The sequence below is a fragment of the Luteitalea pratensis genome (genome assembly GCF_001618865.1).
In the GTDB taxonomy this organism is placed as follows: domain Bacteria; phylum Acidobacteriota; class Vicinamibacteria; order Vicinamibacterales; family Vicinamibacteraceae; genus Luteitalea; species Luteitalea pratensis.
Genome location: NZ_CP015136.1, coordinates 7,250,696 through 7,274,021 on the forward strand (window position 1 = coordinate 7,250,696; position 23,326 = coordinate 7,274,021).

A 23,326-nucleotide genomic window follows, 5' to 3' on the forward strand; every position below is an offset into this window, starting at 1 on the left:
AGGAGGTTCCCCATGGTGCACCGGCGCATCTGGACGACGACGTTGACGCTGATGTGCCTGACCTGGGCAGGGTTGGTCGCACTGTCGAGCACGCGGCCCATCGGATCGGCACCACACGCCGCAGCGCGGTACGAGCAGGACAATCCAACGGCGCAGCCGAAATATGCGACCGAAGACGACTACGGCTATGGCGGTCGGCTGACCGACCTGCAGCGCACGGGTCGAGACACCTGGTACTTCTGGACCGGTGGCAACCAGAACTTCTGGGTCCGTATGGCAGAGCTTACGGACGGCAACGTCGACCTGCTGAACTATGTGGACTCGCGCCGCCATGGCCGACGGTTCCGCGAACTCGGCGCGGTGACGCAGCCGGGCTGTGAGGCCGCGACCGGTGCCGATGAGTTCGGCCTCTGGATGGACACGTGTGCGCCGGACAAGCTCCCTGACGCCTTCGGTCAGCCTGCAGGCATCGTCGGACTGCGGCGATTCCGCAACCCCAAGTTCGATCCCGCGACGTGGAATGCCGAGAAGTACCGGACGCAGCCGAAAGGGATGCAGCCGCCGTATCTCATCGGTATGGCGTGCGGGTTCTGCCACGTCGGGTTCAATCCCCTGAACCCGCCCGTGGACCCCGAGCGGCCGAAGTGGAGTGAACTCGCCGGTGCCATCGGCAACCAGTATTGGGAGGAAGGGCGCCTGTTCAACCTGAAGATGACGCCGAAGGACTTCCGCTGGCACCTCGGCAACCGGCAGCCGGCGGGCACGTCCGACACGTCGCGCTTCGCGACCGACCACAACCACAACCCGAGCAACATCAACTCCATCTTCCTGCTTGGCCATCGGCCCACGGCGATGGAGAAGATGCCAGACGGCACCGAACGAGCCGTGCCCCATATCCTCAAGGACGGCGCCGACTCGGTCGGCGTTGCCGGAGCGTCGCTGCGCGTGTACGTGAACATCGGCATGTGCTCTGAGATCTGGCTGACGCGAATCGATCCAGTGGCCGGCCTCTCACCGCAGCAGCCATTCCGCATGGCCGAGGCGCGCGCGAAGTGCCAGGGCTGGCGAGACACCGAGGCGCGCATGGAAGCGGCCGAGGCGTTTCTGAAGACCGTCGGCCCGATGCACCTTGCGGATGCACCGGGTGCGGCCCGTTACCTGGCAGAGCCGGCGGCCGAGGTCAGCAAGGGCGCGCGGGTGTTCGGGCGCGAATGCGCGCAGTGCCATTCGAGCAAGCAGCCGCCGACGCCGCTGTCGGACGCCGCCGCGCGCAAGGCGTGGTTCGACGAGGCCGTGCAGGATCCGGCGTTTCTCGAGAACAACTTCCTCTCCGACGACCGCCGCTACTCGGTGCGCGAGCTGGGCACCAATGTGGCCCGCGCCATGGCGACCAACGCGCAGAAGGGTCACGTCTGGGAGGAGTTCTCGTCCGAGACGTACAAGCAGCTGCCGCCCGTTGGCAAGATCACGGGGCTGTACAACCCGAACAAGCCCGAGGATCAGCTCTCGGTGGACGTGGCGCAGGGCGGTTACTACCGGACGCCGTCACTCGTCTCGATGTGGGCGACGGCGCCCTACCTGCACAACAACGCCCTCGGGACGTTCGTGAAAGACCCGTCGATCGCCGGCAGGATGACGGCCTTCAACGATGCGGTCGAGAAACTGCTGTGGCCGGAGAAGCGGCTCGGCGTTCAGTCGATCATTGTGACCAGCACGCCAAGCGAGCTGAGGATCCCCGAACGAGACAAGCCGGTCGTGGTTCCGGTGGGCACGCCCGTCGACCTGATCGCGCGCGTCGACCCGACCCGGCTGCCAGAAATCGTCCGCAAGCGGGCGGTGCTGAACCTGCTCTCGGACGAGACGTTGTTCCAGGGATTCCGGCGCAACAACATCGCGCCCGACTTCGTGCTCGATCGCGGCCACACTTTCGGGGCACAGCTGAGCGACGAGGACAAGCGCGCCCTCATCGCGTTCCTGAAGCGGCTGTAAGGCCTCGTCACGTCGGCCTTCGGCATTGGGCCGTCGGCCTTCGGAAACCACGCAGGGCTGTAGCTGTCGACCTTCCACCTTCGCCAAGGCTACGGCGGACAAGTCAGGTCGACGGTTCGAATCGGAATCGCGTCGAGCTGAAGCTCGACGCCTACGTCTGAGGCAGCGTTGCAGCGCCCAGCGTTCGGCGTTCGGCGTTCGGCGTTCGGCGTTCGGCAAGCGTCAAGCGTCAAGCGTCAAGCATCAAGCATTCGGCGTTAAGCGTTAAGCGTTAGTGAGGCCACCCTATGCCCGTCGATCCCATCTTCGAGCCGATCGCGTTCCGTAACCTTTCGGTGAAAAATCGCATCTTTCGCTCGAACGTGTCGGGCCGGTTCGACAACTACGACGGTTCGGGCAACCAGGCCCGCATCAACTGGGAGACCAAGTTCGCGCGAGGCGGTGTCGGTGCGATCGTCTCTTCGTTCGTCCCGGTGACGATCCGTGGCCGCATCGTCCCCAACTACGCCACCGTCGACTGCGACGCGCGGATCCCCTTCTGGCGAGCCCTCGGCAACGCCGTCCACGAGCACGACTGCCGGTTCATCATGCAACTCTCGCATGGCGGCCGGCAGCGCGACATTCCCGGCATCGAGTACGAGCAGGGGTGGAGTGCCACCGAGCGCGATGAACCGCTGCACGGCTTCCCGTGTGTCGCCATGACCCGCGCCCAGATCGACGAGACCGTCGCCGCGTTTGCCGCCGGCGCCCGGCGTGCTCGTGCGGCGGACCTCGACGGCGTCGAACTGCACGCGGCCAACGGCTACCTGTTCACGCAGTTCCTCAGCTCGGCGATCAACGATCGCGACGACGACTACGGCGGCCCGCTGCGTCAGCGTGCCCGCTTTCTTCTCGAGGTCGTCGCCGCCATCCGCGCCGAGGTCGGCACCGACTTCCATCTGCAGGTCAAGATCAGCGCCGAGGATCACAACGACGCGATCGACCGCAACGAGAAGCCGGGCAACACGCTGGAGGAGACCGTCGAGGTGTGCAAGTGGCTCGACGCCGCCGGCGTCGATGCCATCCACGTCTCGTCCGGGAGCTACTTCCCTCATCCACGCAACCCGGCCGGCGAGTTTCCCGTCGACGAGCTCGTCAAGACCTACGACCAGTTGCTCTCGAGCGGCAGTCACGCGCTGCGCAACTACCTCCTGTTCCGGTTGGAGCCGACGCAGCGGCTGTTCGAGGAGCGGTGGGAGAAGGCGCGCGGCGACCGCATCGAAGGCATCAATCTCCCGGCCGCCAAGGCGATCAAGGCGGTGGTCGGCGTGCCGATCCTGTGCACCGGTGGCTTCCAGACCGCGGAAGTGATCCGCGAGGCGATCCGTCAGCAGTTCTGCGATGCGGTGACGATCGCGCGGCCCCTGATTGCCAACAACGACCTCGTGCAGCAGTTCGCTGCGGGCATGGGCCGGCCGGCCCGGCCCTGCACGTACTGCAACAAATGCCTCGTGAACGCCGTCGAGAATCCGCTCGGCTGCTACGACCAGACACGCTTCGATTCGCGCGAGGCGATGATCGCGCAGATCATGAGCGTCTTCACCCCGGCGCCGTTCGAGTGATGGTCATCCGCCGCGCCGTTCCGGTTCTCCTGCTCGCGGCGACCGTCTGCGTACGCGCGACGCCGGCCGGCAACGATGGCCCGTCGTTTCCCGACATCGTCGAGCACTTCAAGTACGGGTCGATCGGCGCCGAGGAGAACTCCGGTGTGCCCTCCCGGATCTGGAGGGTGCTGCCAACGGTCTGCGAGTCATCGCTGCCCAGGCGGCCCGGCGTGGGTTACGAGCGGATCGGGTTCATCAGCGACGGGGCTGGGCACGGACGACCGATCGGCACGTCGTTCCGGCCCGGCAACGGCGATCGCATCGGCCTGAACTGCGCCACGTGCCACGTCGGCACGCTGCGTGACGCCCCCGACGCGCCACGGCGCGTGATCGTGGGCATGCCAGCCAACCAGATGGACCTGCAGGGATACGGACGGTTCCTGACGGCGTGCGCGCAGAGCCCGGCCTTCGAGACCGGGCGATTGATCGACGCGATCCACAAGGCCGACCCCGGGTTCGGCTTTTTTTCCCGGCTCGGCTACCGGCTGTTCGTCGTGGGGGCGACGCGCAAGGGCATCCTCGACCGCGCCCGCGACAACGCGTGGTTCGACGATCGGCCGGCCTTCGGCCCCGGACGCGTCGACACCTTCAATCCCTACAAGGTGTTGCTGCAGGTGCCTCTGGACAAGACGGTGGGGACGGTGGACCTGCCGTCGATCTGGAACCAGCGCCCGCGGCAGGGACTGTGGCTGCACTGGGATGGCAACAACGATCGCGTCGAGGAGCGGAACAAGAGCGCCGCGATCGGCGCCGGCGCGACGCCGAAGTCGCTCGACCTCGCCTCGATGGCTCGCATCGAGCAGTGGCTGCTCGACTTCCCGGCGCCGAAGTACCCGGCCGAACGCATCGACGCGTCGCGCGCCGAGAACGGGCGGCGTGCCTACGCGTCGGCCTGCGCGTCGTGCCACGACCTTGGCGCCGCGTCGGTCGGCCAGGTCACCCCGATCGAGAAGGTGGGCACCGATAGCGGCCGCCTCGACTCATTCACCCCTGCGCTGGCAACGGCGATGAACACCATCGGTCGCGGCAGGCCGTGGGCGTTCTCCCACTTCAGGAAGACGCAGGGCTACGCCAACATGCCACTCGACGGCCTCTGGCTACGGGCGCCGTACCTGCACAACGGATCGGTGCCCGATCTGCGTTCGCTCCTGTTCCCGGAGGAGCGCCCCGCAACGTTCTTCCGTGCCTACGACGTGTACGACTGGGACCGCGTCGGCTTCGTCAGCCGCGGTGCCGGCGCCGAACGGGAAGGCGTGCCATTCGACACGAGTCTGCGCGGCAACGCCAACACCGGACACATCTACGGCGCTGACCTGCCCACCGCCGACAAGCTCGCTCTCCTCGAATATCTCAAGACCCTGTAGGGGAATCGGCCTTCGTCAATCGGCCGTCGGCCTTCGGCCTTCGGGGGGTCGGGGCTCGGGAGTCGGGTAGCCGTCGGACTCTGTCCGACGGTCTGCGCCCTCGCCGCGACGCCGTGAGCGTCGACCTCAAGGTCGACGCCTGCAGCCCTCGGCGGAGCCGTCGAGCAGCGCACATCGGTCACCGCTGCAGTCGCGCGTCGGTGTGGCCAACCCGAGCCCTCCGGGCGCGTCTGTAGCGGTCGACCTTCAGGTGGACCGGCGGCAGCGCGTGTTCTTGTGAATATGATCGTCCTCATGCGTCGAACACTCCTGCTCCTCGCAGGCGCGCTGATCGCGATCCTGCTGCTGACCGCGATGCGCCCGGCTGCCCAGGCGCCCGGTGCGAAGCCGTCGCTGGCCGAGCGTCTCGGCTTCAAGGCCTCCGACATCGTCCTGATCGTGAACGCCGACGATGTGGGCATGAGCCACGGGGCGAACGTGGCCGTGCGCACCGGCATGGAGCAGGGCCTGATCACGAGTGGGTCGATCATGGTGCCCTGCCCGTGGTTCGAAGAGGTCGCCGTGTATGCGACCGCTAACCCGACCCGCGATTTCGGCCTGCACCTGACGCACACCAGCGAGTGGAAGGTCTACAAGTGGGGACCCGTCGCAAACAAGGCAGAGGTCCCCGGGCTGCTCACGCCCCAGGGATACCTGTGGCCGGACATCGAGCCGATCTACAAGAACGCGACGCCCGCCCAGGCGGAGATCGAGGCACGCGCGCAGGTGCGCAAGGCGCTCGATCGCGGCATCGACGTCACGCACCTGGACTCGCACATGGGCGCGTTGCAGTACGACATGCGCTACCACGCGGTGTATCGCAAGCTGGCGAAGGAGTTCGATCTGCCCATTCGCATGGGCAACCAGGATCTGCTGACGGCGATGGGCGGCGGGCACCTGCGGGGCGAACTGGATGCCGACGGCACGATCTACCCGGACTACCTGATTCACCAGCAGCGCAAGCCGGGCGAAGCGGTGGACGTGTACTGGAAGCGGATGATCTCCGAGTTGAAACCGGGCGTGACCGAGCTCTACATCCACCCTGCGGTAGCCGGCGAGGAAATGCAGCACATCACTGGCAGCTGGAAGGAGCGCGATAGCGAGTACCACCTGTTCACCGATGACGCCTCGGTGAAGCAGTTGCTGGAACAGCGCGGCGTGAAACGCATCGGCTGGCGCGCGCTACGCGACCTGCAGCGGAAGTAGAGATGCGCGTCGACCTGAAGGTCGACGCCTACAGTCGTCGGCGGAGCCGTCCGGAATCCGATGCGGGTCGCCTCTGCACCGGCGAGCCTGGCGTTTCGGCCGTCCGGGCAGGTCTGTAGCGGCAGACCTTCAGGTCGGCCGACAGTGATGTTCGGCGTTTCGTCATTCGGCCTTCCCGGGTTCGACATTCCGGCATTCCCGGCATTTCGGCATTTCGAAGGACGAAGTCCCTGATGCCCGGAAGGCGGCCCGGACCGATCGGCGTCCGCGCTCCGGCAGTAGGCGCCGCCATTCGTCCCTCCTCGTCAGCGTGTCGGCCCGCGACGGCGGCGCGCTGTCGAATCGGCCTCTATACTCGCGTCCTGTATAGGTAGGGACGCCTCTCCGAGGCGTCCATCTCCATAGGCGGACGGAGAGTATTGAGGAGGGGGACGATGACGCGATCACGATGGCCGGCGTCCGTGACGTTGGCGCTCGCGATGGGCGCCGGCGCGGTGTGGGCACAAGGGGCACCGGGCCCGTGGAGTTCGACGGTGAAGTCGGGCTGGGGCGGCCTCAAGAAGAACCTGGCGGCTTCGGCGGCGCTGCTGCCGGAGGCTGACTATGGCTTCAAGCCGGTACCGGCGGTGCGCAGCTTCGGACAACTCATCGGGCACCTCGCCAACGATCATTACCTGATCTGCAGCGCCGCCAAGGGCGACAGGAATCCGCAGGCCAACACCGACTTCGAGAAGACGACCGGCAAGACGGCGCTCGTCAAGGCTCTGCAGGATTCGATTGCCTACTGCGACGGCGTGTACGACGCGATGACCGACGCGAAGGGGGCCGAGATCGTCGAGATGTTCGGCGGCCAGTACCCACGGCTTGGCGCCCTGACCATCAACGTCACGCACTCGAGCGAGCACTACGGCAACCTGGTGACCTACCTCCGCCTCAAAGGGCTCGTCCCCCCGTCGTCCGCGGCTGCACAGTAGACGTAAACCGCTGAGAGAGAGCGGTTTGGCGTCCGCCTGACACGTGTTTGCCGCCCGGCTTCCCGCCGGGTGGCTCGAGCCGCCGCCGCCGCCGGCACCCTCCCGCGGGCGGTTCCCCTCCGCGATCTTGCGACTCGTCGCAACTTCTGCGTGCTAACTGCTTCCGAATCAGCGACTTGCGATCGGCCACGCTTGATCGCCGACCGTGTAAGTCGTATATTGAGTCGTTCGACGAGCGGCGAAGGCGTGGTCAAAGGCCCAGTAACACCGCAGCGACTGCCCGCGGCGTCCGAACCATTCCGGGATGGGGCTCCCAGAAGCCGACCCAGAAGGAAGACTTATGAGCACTTCTACCGACACCATCGAGCAGCTTGCGACCCAGGAATACAAGTACGGGTTCACCACTGACGTCGACGCGGATCAGCTGCCGCCGGGCCTCGACGAGGACACGGTGCGCGCCATCTCCCTCCGCAAGGAGGAGCCGGAATGGATGCTCGAGTGGCGTCTCAAGTCCTACCGGGCGTGGCAGAAGATGGCGTACCCGGACTGGTCGAACGTGCACTACCCGCCGGTGGACTTCCAGGACATCAGCTACTACTCGGCCCCGAAGCCCAGGAAGCAGCTGAACAGCCTCGACGAGGTCGATCCGGAAGTGCGCGCCACGTTCGACAAGCTCGGTATCCCGCTGGCTGAGCAGATGGCGCTGGCCGGCGTTGCCGTCGACGCCGTGTTCGACAGCGTCTCGGTGGCCACCACGTTCAAGCAGAAGCTCGCCGACCTCGGCATCATCTTCTGCTCGTTCTCGGAGGCGGTGCGCGAACACCCGGACCTCGTGCGCAAGTACGTGGGTTCGGTCGTCCCGCACACCGACAACTTCTACGCCGCCCTCAACTCCGCCGTGTTCAGCGACGGCTCCTTCGTGTACGTGCCGAAGGGCGTGCGCTGCCCGATGGAGCTGTCCACGTACTTCCGCATCAATGCCAAGGGCACCGGTCAGTTCGAGCGGACGCTGATCGTCGCCGACGAGGGCGCGTACGTCAGCTACCTCGAAGGCTGCACGGCGCCGATGCGTGACGAGCACCAGCTGCACGCCGCCGTCGTCGAGCTCGTGGCTCTCGATGGCGCCACGATCAAGTACTCCACCGTCCAGAACTGGTACCCCGGCGACAAGGACGGCAAGGGTGGCATCTACAACTTCGTCACCAAGCGTGGCAAGGCGATGACCAACGCCAAGATCACGTGGACGCAGGTGGAGACGGGGTCGGCCATCACCTGGAAGTACCCGAGCTGCATCCTGCAGGGCGACAACTCGGTCGGCGAGTTCTACTCGGTGGCGGTGACCAACAATCGCCAGCAGGCCGACACCGGCACCAAGATGGTGCACCTCGGCAAGAACACGAAGAGCACGATCGTCAGCAAGGGCATCTCGGCCGGCAAAGGCCAGAACACCTATCGCGGACAGGTCAAGATCGCCAAGGGCGCCGAGGGTTCGCGCAACTACTCGCAGTGCGACTCGCTGCTCATCGGCGACCGCTGCGGCGCGCACACGTTCCCGTACATCGAGGTGAAGAACACCACTTCCACGGTGGAGCACGAGGCGTCGACGTCGAAGATCGGGGAGGACCAGATCTTCTACTGCCGCCAGCGCGGGCTCTCGGCCGAGGATGCCGTCAACATCATCGTCAACGGCTTCTGCAAGGAAGTGTTCCGCGAGCTCCCGATGGAGTTCGCCGTCGAGGCGCAGAAGCTCCTCGGCATCAGTCTCGAGGGGAGCGTCGGCTAGCGCCGACACTCCACACACGGCCTTCGTCGGTCGGCCTTCCGCCTTCGCCACGGCTGCGGCGGACAGGTCGGCCTTCGGAAGCCACGAACACAGTGCGAGGACCCGAGGCGGTGCCGACGGGTCGGGTGATTTTGCGAGGGCCGACGGCCGAATGCCGACGGCCGGCGGTGACAACGAACATGCTGACGATCAAGAACCTTCAAGCGCGCGTCGAAGACAAGGACATCCTCAAGGGCATCACGCTGAGCGTGAACGCCGGTGAAGTGCACGCCATCATGGGGCCCAATGGCTCCGGCAAGAGCACGCTGGCCAGCGTGTTGGCGGGCCGCGACGCGTACGAGGTCACCGGCGGCGAGGTCCTGTTCGAGGGCAAGGATCTCCTCGACATGGACCCCGAGGAGCGCGCCCGCGCGGGCGTGTTCCTGGCGTTCCAGTACCCGGTCGAGATCCCGGGGGTCAACAACAGCTACTTCCTGAAGGCGGCGCTCAACGCCATCCGTCAGCACCGCGGTCTGCCGTCGCTCGACGCGATGGAGTTCGCCCGCCACATGAAGGAGAAGATGAAGCTGCTGCGGATGGACCCGAGCTTCATGCAGCGCTCCGTCAACGAGGGCTTCTCGGGCGGCGAAAAGAAGCGCAACGAGATCTTCCAGATGGCCGTTCTCGAGCCCAAGCTGTGCATCCTCGACGAGACCGACTCCGGCCTCGACATCGACGCGCTGCAGGTCGTTGCCGCAGGCGTCAACGCGCTCCGGAACCCGGAACGCGCGGTCATCGTGGTCACGCACTACCAGCGCTTGCTGAACTTCATCGTCCCGGATTTCGTGCACGTGCTCTCCGAGGGGCGCATCGTCAAGAGCGGCGGCAAGGAGCTGGCGCTCGAACTCGAGGCGAAGGGCTACGGCTGGATCGAAGGCGCAACGGTCACCGCGTAGACGGATTGATTTACGCAGCCTGCTTGCCCGCCGAAACCCATGGCGAAGGCGGGTAGCCCGAGAAAGAACCGGCCGGCTGGGACAGCCGGCCCTACCAACTGACGATGTCACCAATTGCTGCCCAGGATTCCCTGCTGACGGGATTCGACGAGTTCACCGCCGCGCGCGCGAGCGAGCCTGCGTGGCTGCGCGCCAGCCGTGCCAGCGCGGCCGCCACGTTCCGGGACGAGGGCCTGCCGACGACACGGCGGGAGGAATGGCGGTTCACGCCGATCACCGGTATCACCGACGTGGCGCCGCAGCCGGTGGCCTCGGCCCTGGCCGACACGGGCGTCGTCGACGGCTTCCTGTTCCGCGAGTTCGAAGGACCGCAGCTGGTGTTCGTCAACGGACACTACTCCGTGGCGCTGTCGCGGCTGCACGCCTTGCCTGCCGGCATCCGCGTGAGTTCGATCGCGGCGATGCTCGAGGCTGATCCGGACACGCTGCAGCGGCATCTCGGCACCGCCATCCGTTTCCGTCAGCAGGGCTTCACGGCCCTCAACGACGCATGGTTCACGGACGGCACCGCCATCGTCGTCGACGCCAATGCCGTCGTCGCGACGCCTGTTCACGTGCTGTATTTCTCGACTGGCGCCGGCGCATCCTATCCGCGCACGCTGGTGATTGCCGGTGCCAACAGCCAGCTCTCGTTCGTCGAGAGCTTCGCGGGCACCGACTCGACGTACGTGACCAACGCCATCACCGAAGTCATCTCGGCCGAAGGCGCGCACGTCGACCACTACAAGGTGAACCGCGAGAGCCTGCAGGGGCACCATGTCTCGAGCACGCACATGCAGTTGGCACGCGCCTCGGTGTTCGCGACCCACAACATCTCGCTCGGCGGCCGGCTCACGCGCAACGACATCAACGCGACGCTGGACGGCGAGGGCATCGAGTGCACGGTGAACGGGCTGTACCTGGCCGACGGCGACCGGCTCGTGGACAACCACACGGCAATCGATCACGCCAAGCCGCATTGCCACAGCTACGAGATCTACAAGGGCGTGCTCGACGGCCACAGCCGGGGCGTGTTCAACGGCAAGATCTTCGTGCGCGAGGACGCGCAGAAGACCGACGCGAAGCAGACCAACCAGGTGCTGCTGCTCTCCGATGACGCGACCATCGACACCAAGCCGCAGCTGGAGATCTTTGCCGACGACGTGAAATGCACGCACGGGGCGACCGTCGGTCAGCTCAGCGCCGAGGCGCTGTTCTACCTGCGCGCCCGCGGCATCGGCAAGGACGACGCCCGCGCCCTCCTGATCCACGCCTTCGCCGAGTCGGTCGTGGAGAACATCCGGATCGACGCCGTGCGTCACGCGCTGGAGCAGGTGCTGCTGACGCGCCTGCCATTGAGGTAGGGGCGCCTCTCCGAGGCGCCCCTCCCGTGAAGGCCGAATGTTCGACGCTGCTGCTGTCCGACGCGAGTTCCCTATCCTGGACCAGCAAGTCCACGGCAAGCCCCTCGTGTATCTCGACAACGCGAACACGACGCAGAAGCCACTGTCGGTGCTCGAGGCGCTGGACCACTACTACCGCGCCGACAACGCCAACATCCACCGCGCGACGCACCTGCTCAGCGAGCGTGCGACCAAGGCCTACGAAGGCGCGCGGGAGCGCATTGCGCGCTTCTTCAATGCCCGTGAATCGGCCGAGATCGTCTTCACACGCGGGTGCACCGAGGCCATCAACCTCGTCGCGTACAGCTACGCCAGGCCGCGCCTGAAGCCCGGCGACGAGATCGTCGTCACGCGCATGGAGCACCACTCCAACATCGTGCCGTGGCAACTGGTGGCGCAGCAGACCGGCGCCGTCCTGCGCGTGGTGCCGATGGATGACGCAGGCGTGCTCGACATGGCGGAGTGTGCGCGGCTGATCGGGCCGCGCACGGCGCTGGTGTCGGTCATCCACGTCTCCAATGCGCTCGGCACCGTCAACCCGGTGCGAGACGTGATTGCGCTGGCGCGCGCCCACGGCGTGCCAGTCCTGCTCGATGGCGCCCAGGCAGCACCGCACATGACCGTCGACGTGCAGGAGCTCGACTGCGACTTCTACACGTGCTCGGCGCACAAGATGTACGGACCGACAGGGATTGGCGCGCTCTACGGCCGCAAGGAACTGCTCGAGTCGATGCCGCCATGGATGGGTGGCGGCGACATGATTGCGTCGGTGACCTTCGAGCACACCGAGTACAACAAGGTGCCGTACAAGTTCGAGGCCGGCACACCCAACATCGCGGGCGTGGTGGGGTTCGGTGCCGCGGTGGACTTCCTGTCGCGTTTCGACCTGCGTGAGATCGCGGCGCACGAACACGCACTGCTCGAGCAGGCGACGGCCGGACTGGCGGCCCTGGACGGCATCCAGTTCGTTGGCCGCGCGCCCGAGCGTGCTGGCGTGGTGTCGTTCCTGGTCGGTGACGTGCACCCGCACGACGTCGGCACGTTCCTCGATCAGGACGGCGTGGCCGTGCGTACAGGCCAGCATTGCGCACAGCCAGTCATGGACTATTACGGGATCACGTCCACCGTGCGGGCCTCGTTCGGGCTCTACAACACGCCGGCCGATGTGGACGCGCTGGTCGCGAGCGTCAAGAAGGTGCAGGGGTTCTTCTCGTGAGCAACATGACCTTCGCAGGCTGCAGCCTACCGCCTGCGGCCTGCCAAAAGCACGTCGCCTGTAGGCAGCAGGCCATAGGCCAACGATGACCGACCTTCGCGATCTCTACCAGGAAGTCATCCTGGACCACAACAAGCGCCCGCGCAATTTCGGCGTGATCGACGGCGGCTCGCACGCGGCCGGTCACAACCCGATGTGCGGCGACCGCGTCAGCGTGTACGTGCGCATGGAAGACGGCAAGGTCGCAGAGGCGCGCTTCACCGGCAATGGTTGCGCGATCAGCAAGGCGTCGGCATCGTTGATGACCGAAGCGGTCACCGGTCACACGGCCGCGGAAGTCCGCGACCTGTTCTCGACCTTCCAGGAAACGGTCACGGGCAAGGCCGAACCTGACGACGAGAAGATCGGCAAGCTCGTCGTGTTGTCTGGCGTGTCGGAGTACCCGTCGCGCGTGAAGTGCGCGATGCTGGCGTGGCACGCGCTGCAGGCCGCGATCGAAGGCGCGGATGCGACGGTCAGCACCGAGTAGCACCCTGCAATTTCACAATTGCAGGAATTTCACCGCTGCACCAACAGCGCCGACGCTCCCGAAGGTCGTTGTGGTAAGTGAAATTCTGAAATTGTGAACGTCTGAAATTCTCGAGGCCTCTCCCATGTTCTCGTCGCTTTTCAAGAAATCTGGCAGCACGACACCCGAGCCGACCCCAGCGCCAGCCGACAACCCGCTTGCCGCTCCGGTCGAAACGCCGGACGTGCCCAAGCCGGACGGGCACGGCCTCGATGTAGGCGCCCTGCTGGAGCCGCCAGCGGCACCCGCCGGCGGAGGCCCGCAAATCGGGCCGAAGGATGACGCGCGCACGGCGGAGCTGACGCCGAAGGTGGTGGAAGCGATCAGCACCGTGTTCGACCCGGAGATCCCGGTGAACATCTACGAACTCGGCCTGATCTACAAGATCGAGGCCGACGCCGACAGCCGTGTGAAGGTCGAGATGACCCTCACATCGCCGGCGTGCCCGTCGGCGCAGCAGCTGCCGAGTGAGGTCCGCTACAAGGTGAAGGCGCTCGAGGGCGTCACCGATGCTTTCGTCGAGGTCGTGTGGGAACCGTCGTGGACCAAGGACCTGATGTCGGACGACGCCAAGATGGCGCTCGGGATGTTCTGAAGCGAATCACCTGCACCCGCAGGGCCCTGGCGCCCGCTGGCGTCACTTGCTCGACGAGGTGAACTTCACGACGACGCCGCCGACGAAGGTCACTTCGGTGACGCTGTCGGTGGTCTCCCACGTCTCGACGACCGACTCGAGATCCCCCTGCTTGCTTGATCGCCGGCGGGTCGGCGCGCCGAGCAGGTCGTGCACCTCCGCGGTGCCCATGCCGCGCTTCAGCGCCGTCGCGGCGCTCTCGATGTCGCGCGGACGAGCCGTGGCAGACGAGGAGCCCTGCGGGCTGCCTGCAGCCAGGCGATTGCCGGCCGTGCCACGCACCACGCCCGGAATGCCGTCGCCATTGCCGCCGAAGTCGAGATAGCTCGCCAGCGACAGCATCAGCTCTTCGGGCGTCGGGGCCCACTTCTCGAGCCGCTTGTCGGCGTACCAGATGTTGAAGCGCGAGCCGCCGTCGAGGCGCTTGGTGGCGATCTCACGCTGCTTGATCGCGGTCAGGGCCTCTGCCTCGCGCTTGTTGGCGCGCTCCTCCCGCTCACGCTCCTCCCGCAGGTACGAGAGTTCGCGGTCGATACGCCGGCGCCGCTCGGCGTCGGTGGTGTTCTTGCGCTCCTTCTCGAGGTCCGACTCGCGCTTGGACTTGCCGACGTACTCCGGCGCGACGGTGCCGGTGTCGTCCCCCCACGTGCCGTATCCGCCGCCGCCAAGGTGAATCTCGATATTCTTCTTGTTCACCTTGATGGTCGTGATCATGACGCGGTCTTCCTTGCGGAGGGCCACGCCATAGGCCTTCATCCGGCGGGCGTACTCGCCGAACTCGATCTCCGGCTCGCGCTGCAGGTACAGATCCACGCCGGTGTGGCTCGCCGGCATGTCCATCAGTACGACCACATCGCGGCCTTCAAAGGCCTTTTCGAGGGCGGCCTGGTTCTGGGCAGCGGCCGGGATGGCGACGCCCAGCAAGGCAGACACGGTCAGGAACGAGGAGAGGGTCAGGTTCGTTCGCACGGCAAGAGGCTCCGAGGTAGCGCGGCTCAACCAAGAACAACGTCTGTCCTCGGACCGGCGAACAACCCGGAGCTGGACCATGCGTGAATCGGCAGAATGGGGAATCTCGTTCAAGCGGCGCGTGGCGATACACTCGTTCGATGGCACACACCCGTCGTGCCCTTCTGGCCGGCGCCACGGCCCTGTTGACGACGGCCATCACGCGGCGCCAGACGCAGGCCCTGGGCTCGGGGCAGCCGGCGGCCGCCGATCCGGGCCGGATCAGGCCATGGCCGGCCAACTCTTCGTACTGGCAGTACCGCGGCGCTCCGGTCCTCCTGCTTGGCGGCAGCAAGGACGACAACCTGTTCCAGATCCCGGACCTGCAGGCTCACCTCGACGAGATGAAGGCGGCCGGCGCCAACTACATCCGCAATACGATGAGCGACCGCCGCGATGGCGGTTTCGAGGTGTACCCGTTCGCGCAGACGGCCGACGGGACGTACGACCTGACGCAGTGGAACGGGGAGTACTGGGCCCGGTTCGATCGGCTCCTGGCTCTCACGCGTGAGCGCGACATCATCGTCCAGATCGAACTGTGGGATCGGTTCGACTACTCGCGCAACAACTGGGGACCGCACCCCTACAACCCCGCCAATACGCGGACGTACACGGCCGAGAGCACAGGGCTGGCACGCGACTACCCGAACCATCCGGGCACCAATGAGCAGCCCTTCTTCTTCAGCACCCCCGCCCAGCGCAACATCAAGCCGCTGCTGGCCGTGCAGCAACGCTTTGCCGAGCAGGTGCTGACGCGCACGCTGCCGCAGCCACACGTGCTGTACTGCATCGACAACGAGACCTCGGGCGACGAGTTGTGGAGCACGTACTGGGCGGACTTCATTCGTGAGCGCGCCAGCCGCGCCGGCGTCGAAGCATACGTGACCGAGATGTGGGACGACCACGATCTGAAGGGATCGCAACATCGCCGGACGTTCGACCATCCCGAGCGATACACGTTCGTGGACGTGTCGCAGAACAATCACCAGAAGGGGCAGGCGCACTGGGACAACTTCCAGTGGGTTCGCCAGCACCTGTCCGCCCGACTCCGCCCGATCAACACCGTGAAGACCTATGGCTCAGACGAGGGCCCGTACGGCACGGACCTCGACGGCCTGCAGCGCTGGTGGCGTCACCTGATTGGCGGCGCGGCGGCGATGCGGTTCCATCGGCCGAAATCGGGGCTCGGCTTCTCGCCGAAGGCAGCGGCGGCGATTCGCGCCGCCCGCAAGCTCGAAAGCGTGGTCAAGCCGTGGGCGCTGACACCGGCCAACGAACGTCTGCGTGAGCGCGCCGCGGATGCGGCGTATCTCGCCATGGCCGCCGACGGTGGCTGCGCGCTATTCTTCCCGGCGCCCGGCAAAGTCGTGGTGGATCTGACGTCGGTCACGCGGCCGCTGAACGTTCGCTGGATCTCGATTGACACTGGCGACTGGGGTCCTGCGACGACGTGGGCCGGCGGCGCGCCCTTGCTCGTCGAGACGCCCGGGCCAGGCCTGTGGGTCGCGGCCGGTGTCGGCGGGCGGTAGCAGGCTCTCGACATTCCGGCATTCGGCATTCCCGGCATTCCCGGCATTCCCCTAAACTCCCCCCGTGCCCACTCCCGAGTCCGTGCAAGCCATCGTCAATGCGTCGCTCGATACGTGGAAACGGCAACTGCTCGACCTCACGCGCCGCAACCGGGCCCTCAACTTCCGGGCCCTGAAAGTCTCCACGATCGCCGTGGTCGACGAGCAGCCTGCCGAGATCTATCGCCTGCTCTACGACGAGGAGAGGGCGCTGACGTTCGCCGCCGCGCCCCAGCCGGCATCGTCTGCCGCACGCCCACGGGCCGACGAACCTGCCAAATCGGCAAACGCTGGCGAGGCCGACGATCCGTTCGACGATGCCGAGCATGCGCCCGAGGGGCGGACGTTCGAACCATACGCTCCGGACTCGCTGCCCGGCATGCACCTGGACACGGTGCTGCAGACGAGCCTCGAGCCCGAGGCCCTCGATCGTTCGCTGCGTCGCATCGAGGAGCAGGCGCGGCTCTCGCTCGAGGAACAAGGCGTGAACACGCTCTTCCTGGCGCTGGGCCTGCTCCACTACACGGAGGCCGAAGCGTCGGACGAGATCTTCAAGGCGCCCCTGGTCCTGCTGCCAGCGTCCCTGCGACGCGAGTCGGCGCGATCGCCATTCGCCCTCAGCGTTGGCGACGGCGAACCGATGGTCAACCCGGCCCTCGCCGAGTTGCTGCGACGCCAGCACAATCTCGCGCTCCCCGAACTGCCGACCGGCGAGGGCGCTTCGCTCCAGTCACTGTTTCTCGAGGCGCAAGCAGTCATCGACAAGCTGTCCGTGGCGAGAGCAGAACCGCGCTGGCGGATCACCAACGACATCTACCTCGGGCTGTTCTCGTTCCAGAAACTGGTGATGTACAAGGACCTCGAGGCGAATGCCGCTGCCGTGACGCAGCATCGCCTCGTCCATCAGCTCATCACCCGGCGCGGGGCGGTGACCGGTGGCGGCCTCGGCCTGCCAGACGACGTGCGCACTGCGACGCTGGACGACGAGTATCCACCGGAGCGTGGCGCACATGTAGTGGACGCCGATGGCAGCCAGCAACGGGCCCTTGCAGCGGCCGAGCGGGGCTACGACCTCGTCGTCGAAGGTCCACCCGGAACGGGCAAGTCGCAGACGATCACCAACCTCGTGGCGCAGACGCTGCACGCCGGCAAGACCGTGCTGTTTGTCGCCGAGAAGATGGCTGCCCTGGATATCGTGCACCAGCGACTGCAGCACGCGGGTCTCGGTGAGTTCTGCCTGGAATTGCACTCGACGCGTTCGAGCAAGCGCGAGGTGATCAAGAGCATCGCCGCCGCGCTGGACGCGTCATTGCAACGCGGCGCCACCCCCGGGGATGCCGCGGCAAAACTGCCGGACGTTCGCGCGACGCTCGGAAGGTACGTCGAGGCGGTACACAAGCGTTTCGGTGCCATCGATACGACGCCCTTCAGCGCGTACGGGCAACTGGCCGGAGTGCTCGATGCCCCTCGGGTCGACTGGACCGGCGATCCTGTCCAGGTGACGCAATCGGCGCTGGACCTGGCCGATGCACGCCTGCAATCGCTCGCCGCGGCCGCTGCAGCCGCGGGAGACATCTCCACGCATCCCTGGCGCGATACCTCGCATACTTTCTATCCACAGGACCAGCTCGACGCCGTCGTCGAAGCGGCCAGGGGCGTGGCCGATGGTGTTGCTGGCGTCGAGGCTGCGTCGGCAGACGCGACGGCCGCACTCGGCCTTCCCGCGCTCGAGAGCCTCGCCGATCTCGGACGCGTGCGAGTCGTCATGGACCTGTTGCGACAGTCGCCGGGTGCGCCGCGTGACGTCATCGAAAGCGCCGACTGGAACACGGTTCCGCGCGAGGCCCTCGACCTGATCGAGAGGGCGAGCGAGGCCCAGCGGCTGACTGCCGAGGTGAGCGAGCGGTTCCTGCCCGGCGTGCTGCAGGACGACCATGCCGGCGACATCGCGTACATCGAGAGCAGGTCGGGCGTGCTGGCGTCGCTCTTGTGGTGGCTCGATAGTCGGCAGCGCGCGATCCGCACGCGATGGGCAGCGCAACGGCAGCCCACGTACGTCCCCTCCTATGCGGCGCAGGCGCATGACCTCAAGTCGGTCGTGGCCCTGCGGGAGACGCGCGCCACACTGGAGGTGGCACACGATCGCGGCACGGCGTTGTTCGGAGTGCTCTGGCAGGGCACCGCGTCCGATGTTGCAAAGCTCGAGGCCTACGCGCGCTGGGTGTCGTCGCTTCGCCAGGTGCACGTCAGCACGCCGCTATCGGCGGTGACCCTGACGGTCGCTGCCCAGGGTCGCGTCGACATGGCGACCGCTCACCGGCTCGAGGTGCGCGCGACGGCACTGATCACCGCGGTGGAGCGACTGGCCACCATGGTGCAGTGGCGAGCGGACCGGCAAGCGTTGGTGATGCTTCCGCTCGCCGAGTTGCAGGTGCGGGTGTCCGGACTCGTTTCCGAGTCACACCGGGCGGCCCGGTGGGGCGCCTTCGTTGCGGCCACGCAAGAGGCGCGCGAGACGATTGCCGCCCCGTTGGTGGATCTGGCGGAAGCCGATCGTGTGCGGTATGCGGACCTGCCGCGTGCGTTGCGTCGTGCGTTCTGGTTTGCGTGGCTGGCCAGGTGCGTCGAGGACCGGCCAGCGTTGGCCCGCTTCCAGGCGCTCACCCACGAGCAGCGCGTGCGCGAGTTCCGCGACCTGGACCGGCGCGTGCTCGCCGACAACCGCTCGCGGCTTGTCACATCGCTGCGGGCACGGGTGCAGACGTCGCTCCGGGATGACGCCGTCGAGGCGGTGATGCCGGTGCTTCGGCGCGAGATGGCGAAGCAACGCAATCACCGGCCGATCCGCGAGACGCTGCGGCTGGCCGCGCCAGCCGTACGTGCCATCAAGCCCGTGTTCCTGATGAGCCCATTGTCGGTCGCCCAGTTCACGAAAGGCGAGACGCCGACCTTCGATCTCGTCGTGTTCGACGAGGCGTCGCAGTTACCTCCGGAGGATGCGATCGGCTCCATCGTTCGCGGCGCTCAGCTCGTGGTCGTCGGTGACCCGAAACAGTTGCCGCCGACGAGTTTCTTCGCGAGCCCGCACGATACGCCCGCCGTGACCGATAGCGAAGACGGCGTCGACGTCCCCGACGCCGAGAGCATCCTCGAGGCGTTCATGGGCTGCGGCGTGCCCATGAGCCGGTTGAAGTGGCACTACCGTAGCGCGCACGAGTCACTGATCTCGTTCTCGAACGTCAGCTTCTACGACGGCGACCTGCTGACCTTCCCCAGTGTCGAACCGCTGTCCGATCGCCTGGGCCTTCGTTTCGAGCACGTGAGCGGCGGTATCTACGAAGGCAAGGGCCTGAATCTCGCCGAAGCACGTCGCGTCGCCGACGCGGTCGTCCGGTTCGCCCGCGAACAACTGGCCGGAGCGAGAGCCGGTGTGCGTCCCTTGTCGCTTGGCGTCGGCACATTCAACCTGCGCCAGCAGCTGGCGATCCAGGATCTGCTCGAGGAGCGACGGCGCGATGAGCCGGATATCGAGCTGTTCTTCGATCGCAGCCGCGACGAACCGTTCTTCGTGAAGAACCTGGAGAACATCCAGGGCGACGAGCGCGACGTGATCTTCCTCAGCGTCACCTACGCGAAGGGACGCGATGGCCGCCTGCGACAGAACTTTGGTCCGCTCAACGGCGAGAACGGCTGGCGGCGTCTCAACGTGCTGACGACGCGCGCGCGGCGAGCGATGCGCGTCTTCTCGTCGATGCGGGCCAGCGACATCCAGGAAGGCCAGTCGAAAGGGGGCCCGCTGCTCAAGGGCTTCCTCGAGTATGCAGAGTCCGGCAGACTCGATCACCCGTCGATCGTCGCCGCCGCGCTCACCGAGTCCCCGTTCGAACGCGAGGTCGTCGCCGATCTGACGCGGCGCGGCCACGTCGTGCAGCCGCAGGTGGGCGTCGCCGGCTATCGCATCGACATCGGGGTGCGTGACCCTGATGCACCGGGCCGGTTCCTGCTGGGGCTCGAATGTGATGGTGTGGCTTACCACGCGTCCGACACCGCGCGGGATCGGGACCGGCTGCGTCAGCAGGTGCTGGAAGCACGCGGCTGGACCATCGTGCGGCTATGGAGCACCGACTGGTTCAAGGATCGAGCGGGCCAGATGGAACGACTCGAAAAGGCGATCGCCGACGCGCGTGCGACGCGACCCGCCGCGACCCTCGAACAAGCGAATGACGAGACCGCAAAGGTAGGGCCGGCTCTCCGCCCGCGCGCCGAAGCCTTGGCGGAGGCGGGAGCCGGCCATGACCCCAATGTTCCGAACTCGCCACCGATTCATGCGGTCGTGGAGCCCTTGGGATCCGACGCCACGAATGACCGCGTCCGTGGTCCAGGCGCTGGCCCCCTCCACCTTCGCCAAGGCTCCGGCGGACAAGTCGGAGAGCGGGCCCTACCTTACAGAAAGGCACCGCCGCCCTCGCTGCCGGCCGGCGACGTACTCGAGTGCGACGCGCGGCAGTTGGCGTCGATCGTCGCGCACGTCGTCGGCGTCGAATCACCGGTGCATGAGGACGATCTCGTGAGCCGGGTGACGGGCTACTTCGGCCAGCGTGCGGGTACTCGGGTCCGTGCGCACGTGCTCGCGGCGTGCGCAGACGCGGCCGTGCGGGGATCGGTCGAGCGTCGCGGCGAGTTCCTCTGGCAGCCGGCAGGAAGCGTGCGCGTTCGGGATCATTCGGGCAGCGGCATCGGCGCGGACCGCATCGCGACCGAAGAATACGACGCGGCCCTGCGAGCGGCGCTCGAGGGCGGGCAGTCGGTTCGGCACGACGCCCTGCTGACCGGGGCGCGGACATTGCTCGGCTTCGAGCGCACCGGCAGTACGCTGTCGGCCGCGCTGGATGCGGCAATCGGCCGGCTGCTTGCGAGCGGCGAGATCGGGGAAGGCAGCGCCGGCTATCGGCTCCTGGACCCGCCTGCGTCGACGTGAACCGAGGGCAGGCGGTTCCGAGAGCGGCCGACGTCCGTAGGCAGACGATGCGTAGGCGTCGAGCAAGCTCGACGCCTACGTGATTCGCGTGGATGCGATACGTCGCCTGCGGTGTAGCTGCCGACCCTGGTCAGCAGAAGGGGTTAGTGTAGCCGCCGACCTTGGTCGGCGGGTGGGTTCGATGTAGCCGTCGACCTTCCACCTTCGCCAAGGCTACGGTGGACAAGTCAGGTCGACGGGGGATCCCTGCGGGTAACGAAACTCACAAGAGGGGCCACAGGGTGGCCAGGATCAAGGTGGCGACAAGGCCGACGCAGCCCTCGATGAAGACCATGACGCTCACGGTCTTGAGCGTCTCGGCCTCGGTCATGCCGCTCATCTTGGCGATGACCCAGAATCCGCTGTCGTTCATCCACATGCCAATCTTCGAGCCGGCGCCGATGGCCACGGCCACGTACACCGGGTGGTACGACAAGCCTCCGGCAAGCGCGATCGGCCCGACGATGCCAACGGCCGTGATCATGGCCACTGTTGCCGATCCCTGGGCAATGCGGACGAGCGCCGTGATTCCCCACGCGATGGGTAACAGCAACAGCTTCTGCGTGGGTACGGTGGCCGCCGCGAGCTCGGCCATTCCGGCTTGTCGCAGCACAGTCCCCAGTGCGCCACCCGCCGCGATGACGAGGATGATTTCGCCGGCTTCGATGACGCCGTCCTTGACGGTCTTGCGCACGAGATCGGCACGGGAGGAGGCATGGGCCGGGCTCGCTGGCGCGTACCAGGCCAGCAACAGGATCGCGGCAGCAGCGGAGAGAGTGAGCGCCAGGTTCTTGTCGCCCAGCACGCGAATGATGCTCACGGCCCACGAGGGCAGGCCGTACGAAGACGTGGCGAGTGCCGAGTCAGCGCTGATCAGGATGACCGGCAGCAGGATTGGCAGCAGTGAGAGGACCAGTGGCGGAAGCTGGGTCTCGCCGGCTGTGGATTGGGGTGCTGTCGCCTCGGGCGAATCCGGCCCGCTCCCGATGGCAGATCGCACTTCGAGCGGCCAGCGTCGATCGGCGTAGCGCGCGTAGGTGTACCCGGCAAAGGCCGCAATCGTCGAGACGATCAGGCCCTGCTGCATCATGAGCGCGATATCGATGCCCATGGCCTGCGCCACGAACAACGGCCCCGGCGTCGGTGGCACGAGCGAATGCGTCATCGTCGCGCCAGCAACGATGGTCATCACGAACAACAGATAATTCTTGCGCGTCTCGCGCCACATTGCCTTGGCGAGTGGCAGCAGCAGATAGAACACGGCCTCGGCAAACATCGGGATGCCGAGGAGCAGGCCACTGCCGAGGAAGGCGAACGGCGTGCGCGACGGGCCCAGCGCGTTACGCAGGGAGATGACGATACGCTCGGCGCCATGGGCGGCCATGAGGCAGCCGCCGAGGATCGAAGCCATCGCGATGAGGATGCCGATGTCGAGGGCGGTGCGGCCGAAGCCGTTGGCGACGCGCGCGCCGATGGTCTCACCGGCAGACCTGGCGGCCGCTGCTGCTGTCCCGTCAGTGGCGACCCAGGCGCCCACGAGGGAGGCGGATGGATCGTCGGACACCACGGAGAGCGTGGTCTCGGCCCCCGCTACTCCGGGGACGGCAACCGTTGCGGTTCCTACACGTCGAGGCCTGGCTCCCGGATCGAGACGGAATACTCCGTACGCCACTCCCTGCTTCAGCTGTCCTGGTCGCGCGAGCACCAGCGCACCGCGATTGCCGGGCTCCAGTTGGTCGATGCGCACGCCTTCCTTCGACAGTTCGTACCGCTCGATCGCTGACGCGGGTGTCAGCGCGGCGACCGCCAGCGCGGCAACGATGAGCGTAAGGAAAGCGTGCAGGCGGAACGCCAGCACACCCGTGATCACGATCGCGAGCGCGATCGCCAGGATGGGAAGTGGACTCAAGAGGCGGTTAGCGTAGACTTCCGCGACGGTT

The 23,326-nt window shown here is 66.6% G+C and carries 15 protein-coding genes; 13 read left to right on the forward strand and 2 right to left on the reverse strand.

Annotated elements, in window-relative coordinates; all coding sequences use genetic code 11:
• Positions 1–12: 12 nt before the first annotated feature.
• The 11 genes from LuPra_RS30490 to LuPra_RS30540 all read left to right on the forward strand — a co-directional run bounded on the left by LuPra_RS30490 (position 13) and on the right by LuPra_RS30540 (position 13,754).
• Positions 13–1,989 carry a hypothetical protein gene (locus LuPra_RS30490; protein WP_110174268.1) on the forward strand — a complete coding sequence of 659 codons (1,977 nt, stop codon included), beginning with the start codon at positions 13–15 and terminating at the stop codon, positions 1,987–1,989.
• Between the two features lie 287 nt (positions 1,990–2,276).
• Entirely contained in the window at positions 2,277–3,590 is a 1,314-nt protein-coding gene (locus LuPra_RS30495; protein WP_110174269.1) for an NADH:flavin oxidoreductase, read from the forward strand.
• Positions 3,590–4,996 (forward strand): c-type cytochrome, encoded by a 1,407-nt coding sequence (locus LuPra_RS30500; protein WP_110174270.1) that lies wholly within the window; start codon positions 3,590–3,592, stop codon positions 4,994–4,996. Before LuPra_RS30495 ends, LuPra_RS30500 begins: the two co-directional genes overlap by 1 nt.
• 294 nt (positions 4,997–5,290) lie before the next feature.
• Positions 5,291–6,241, forward strand: a complete 951-nt coding sequence (locus tag LuPra_RS30505; protein WP_157899878.1) for a polysaccharide deacetylase family protein — start codon at positions 5,291–5,293, stop codon at positions 6,239–6,241.
• 434 nt (positions 6,242–6,675) lie between these two features.
• Complete coding sequence (locus LuPra_RS30510; RefSeq protein WP_110174272.1) at positions 6,676–7,215, forward strand: DinB family protein; 540 nt, start codon at positions 6,676–6,678, stop codon at positions 7,213–7,215.
• A gap of 340 nt (positions 7,216–7,555) precedes the next feature.
• Positions 7,556–8,998, forward strand: coding sequence for a Fe-S cluster assembly protein SufB (gene sufB / locus LuPra_RS30515; protein ID WP_110174273.1), 1,443 nt, complete (start codon positions 7,556–7,558; stop codon positions 8,996–8,998).
• 179 nt (positions 8,999–9,177) lie between these two features.
• Positions 9,178–9,933, forward strand: a complete 756-nt coding sequence (gene sufC, locus LuPra_RS30520; protein ID WP_110174274.1) for a Fe-S cluster assembly ATPase SufC — start codon at positions 9,178–9,180, stop codon at positions 9,931–9,933.
• A 104-nt stretch (positions 9,934–10,037) separates the two neighbouring features.
• Complete coding sequence (sufD, locus tag LuPra_RS30525) at positions 10,038–11,336, forward strand: Fe-S cluster assembly protein SufD (protein WP_110174275.1); 1,299 nt, start codon at positions 10,038–10,040, stop codon at positions 11,334–11,336.
• A gap of 37 nt (positions 11,337–11,373) precedes the next feature.
• Positions 11,374–12,591 (forward strand): cysteine desulfurase, encoded by a 1,218-nt coding sequence (locus LuPra_RS30530; protein ID WP_110174276.1) that lies wholly within the window; start codon positions 11,374–11,376, stop codon positions 12,589–12,591.
• Between the two features lie 85 nt (positions 12,592–12,676).
• On the forward strand, positions 12,677–13,120 hold the full coding sequence (gene sufU, locus LuPra_RS30535) for a Fe-S cluster assembly sulfur transfer protein SufU (protein ID WP_110174277.1): 444 nt from the start codon (positions 12,677–12,679) through the stop codon (positions 13,118–13,120).
• A 124-nt stretch (positions 13,121–13,244) separates the two neighbouring features.
• Complete coding sequence (locus LuPra_RS30540) at positions 13,245–13,754, forward strand: DUF59 domain-containing protein (RefSeq protein ID WP_110174278.1); 510 nt, start codon at positions 13,245–13,247, stop codon at positions 13,752–13,754.
• A 42-nt stretch (positions 13,755–13,796) separates the two neighbouring features.
• Here the strand turns inward: LuPra_RS30540 and LuPra_RS30545 are convergent, their stop codons facing one another.
• Positions 13,797–14,762 carry a hypothetical protein gene (locus LuPra_RS30545; RefSeq protein WP_110174279.1) on the reverse strand — a complete coding sequence of 322 codons (966 nt, stop codon included), beginning with the start codon at positions 14,760–14,762 and terminating at the stop codon, positions 13,797–13,799.
• 140 nt (positions 14,763–14,902) lie between these two features.
• On the opposite strand from LuPra_RS30545, the gene LuPra_RS30550 reads away from it, so the two are divergent.
• Both LuPra_RS30550 and LuPra_RS30555 read left to right on the forward strand, forming a co-directional pair.
• Positions 14,903–16,330: a hypothetical protein gene (locus LuPra_RS30550; protein ID WP_110174280.1), complete on the forward strand. Its 1,428-nt coding sequence runs from the start codon at positions 14,903–14,905 to the stop codon at positions 16,328–16,330.
• Positions 16,331–16,394: 64 nt separating this feature from the next.
• The gene (locus LuPra_RS30555) at positions 16,395–21,347 is read left to right on the forward strand and encodes a DUF3320 domain-containing protein (RefSeq protein WP_110174281.1); all 4,953 of its coding nucleotides are present in this window, start codon (positions 16,395–16,397) and stop codon (positions 21,345–21,347) included.
• Positions 21,348–21,609: 262 nt separating this feature from the next.
• Here LuPra_RS30555 and LuPra_RS30560 read toward each other — a convergent pair whose 3' ends face one another.
• Positions 21,610–23,295, reverse strand: coding sequence for a GntP family permease (locus tag LuPra_RS30560; RefSeq protein WP_157899879.1), 1,686 nt, complete (start codon positions 23,293–23,295; stop codon positions 21,610–21,612).
• Between the last annotated feature and the right edge of the window lie 31 nt (positions 23,296–23,326).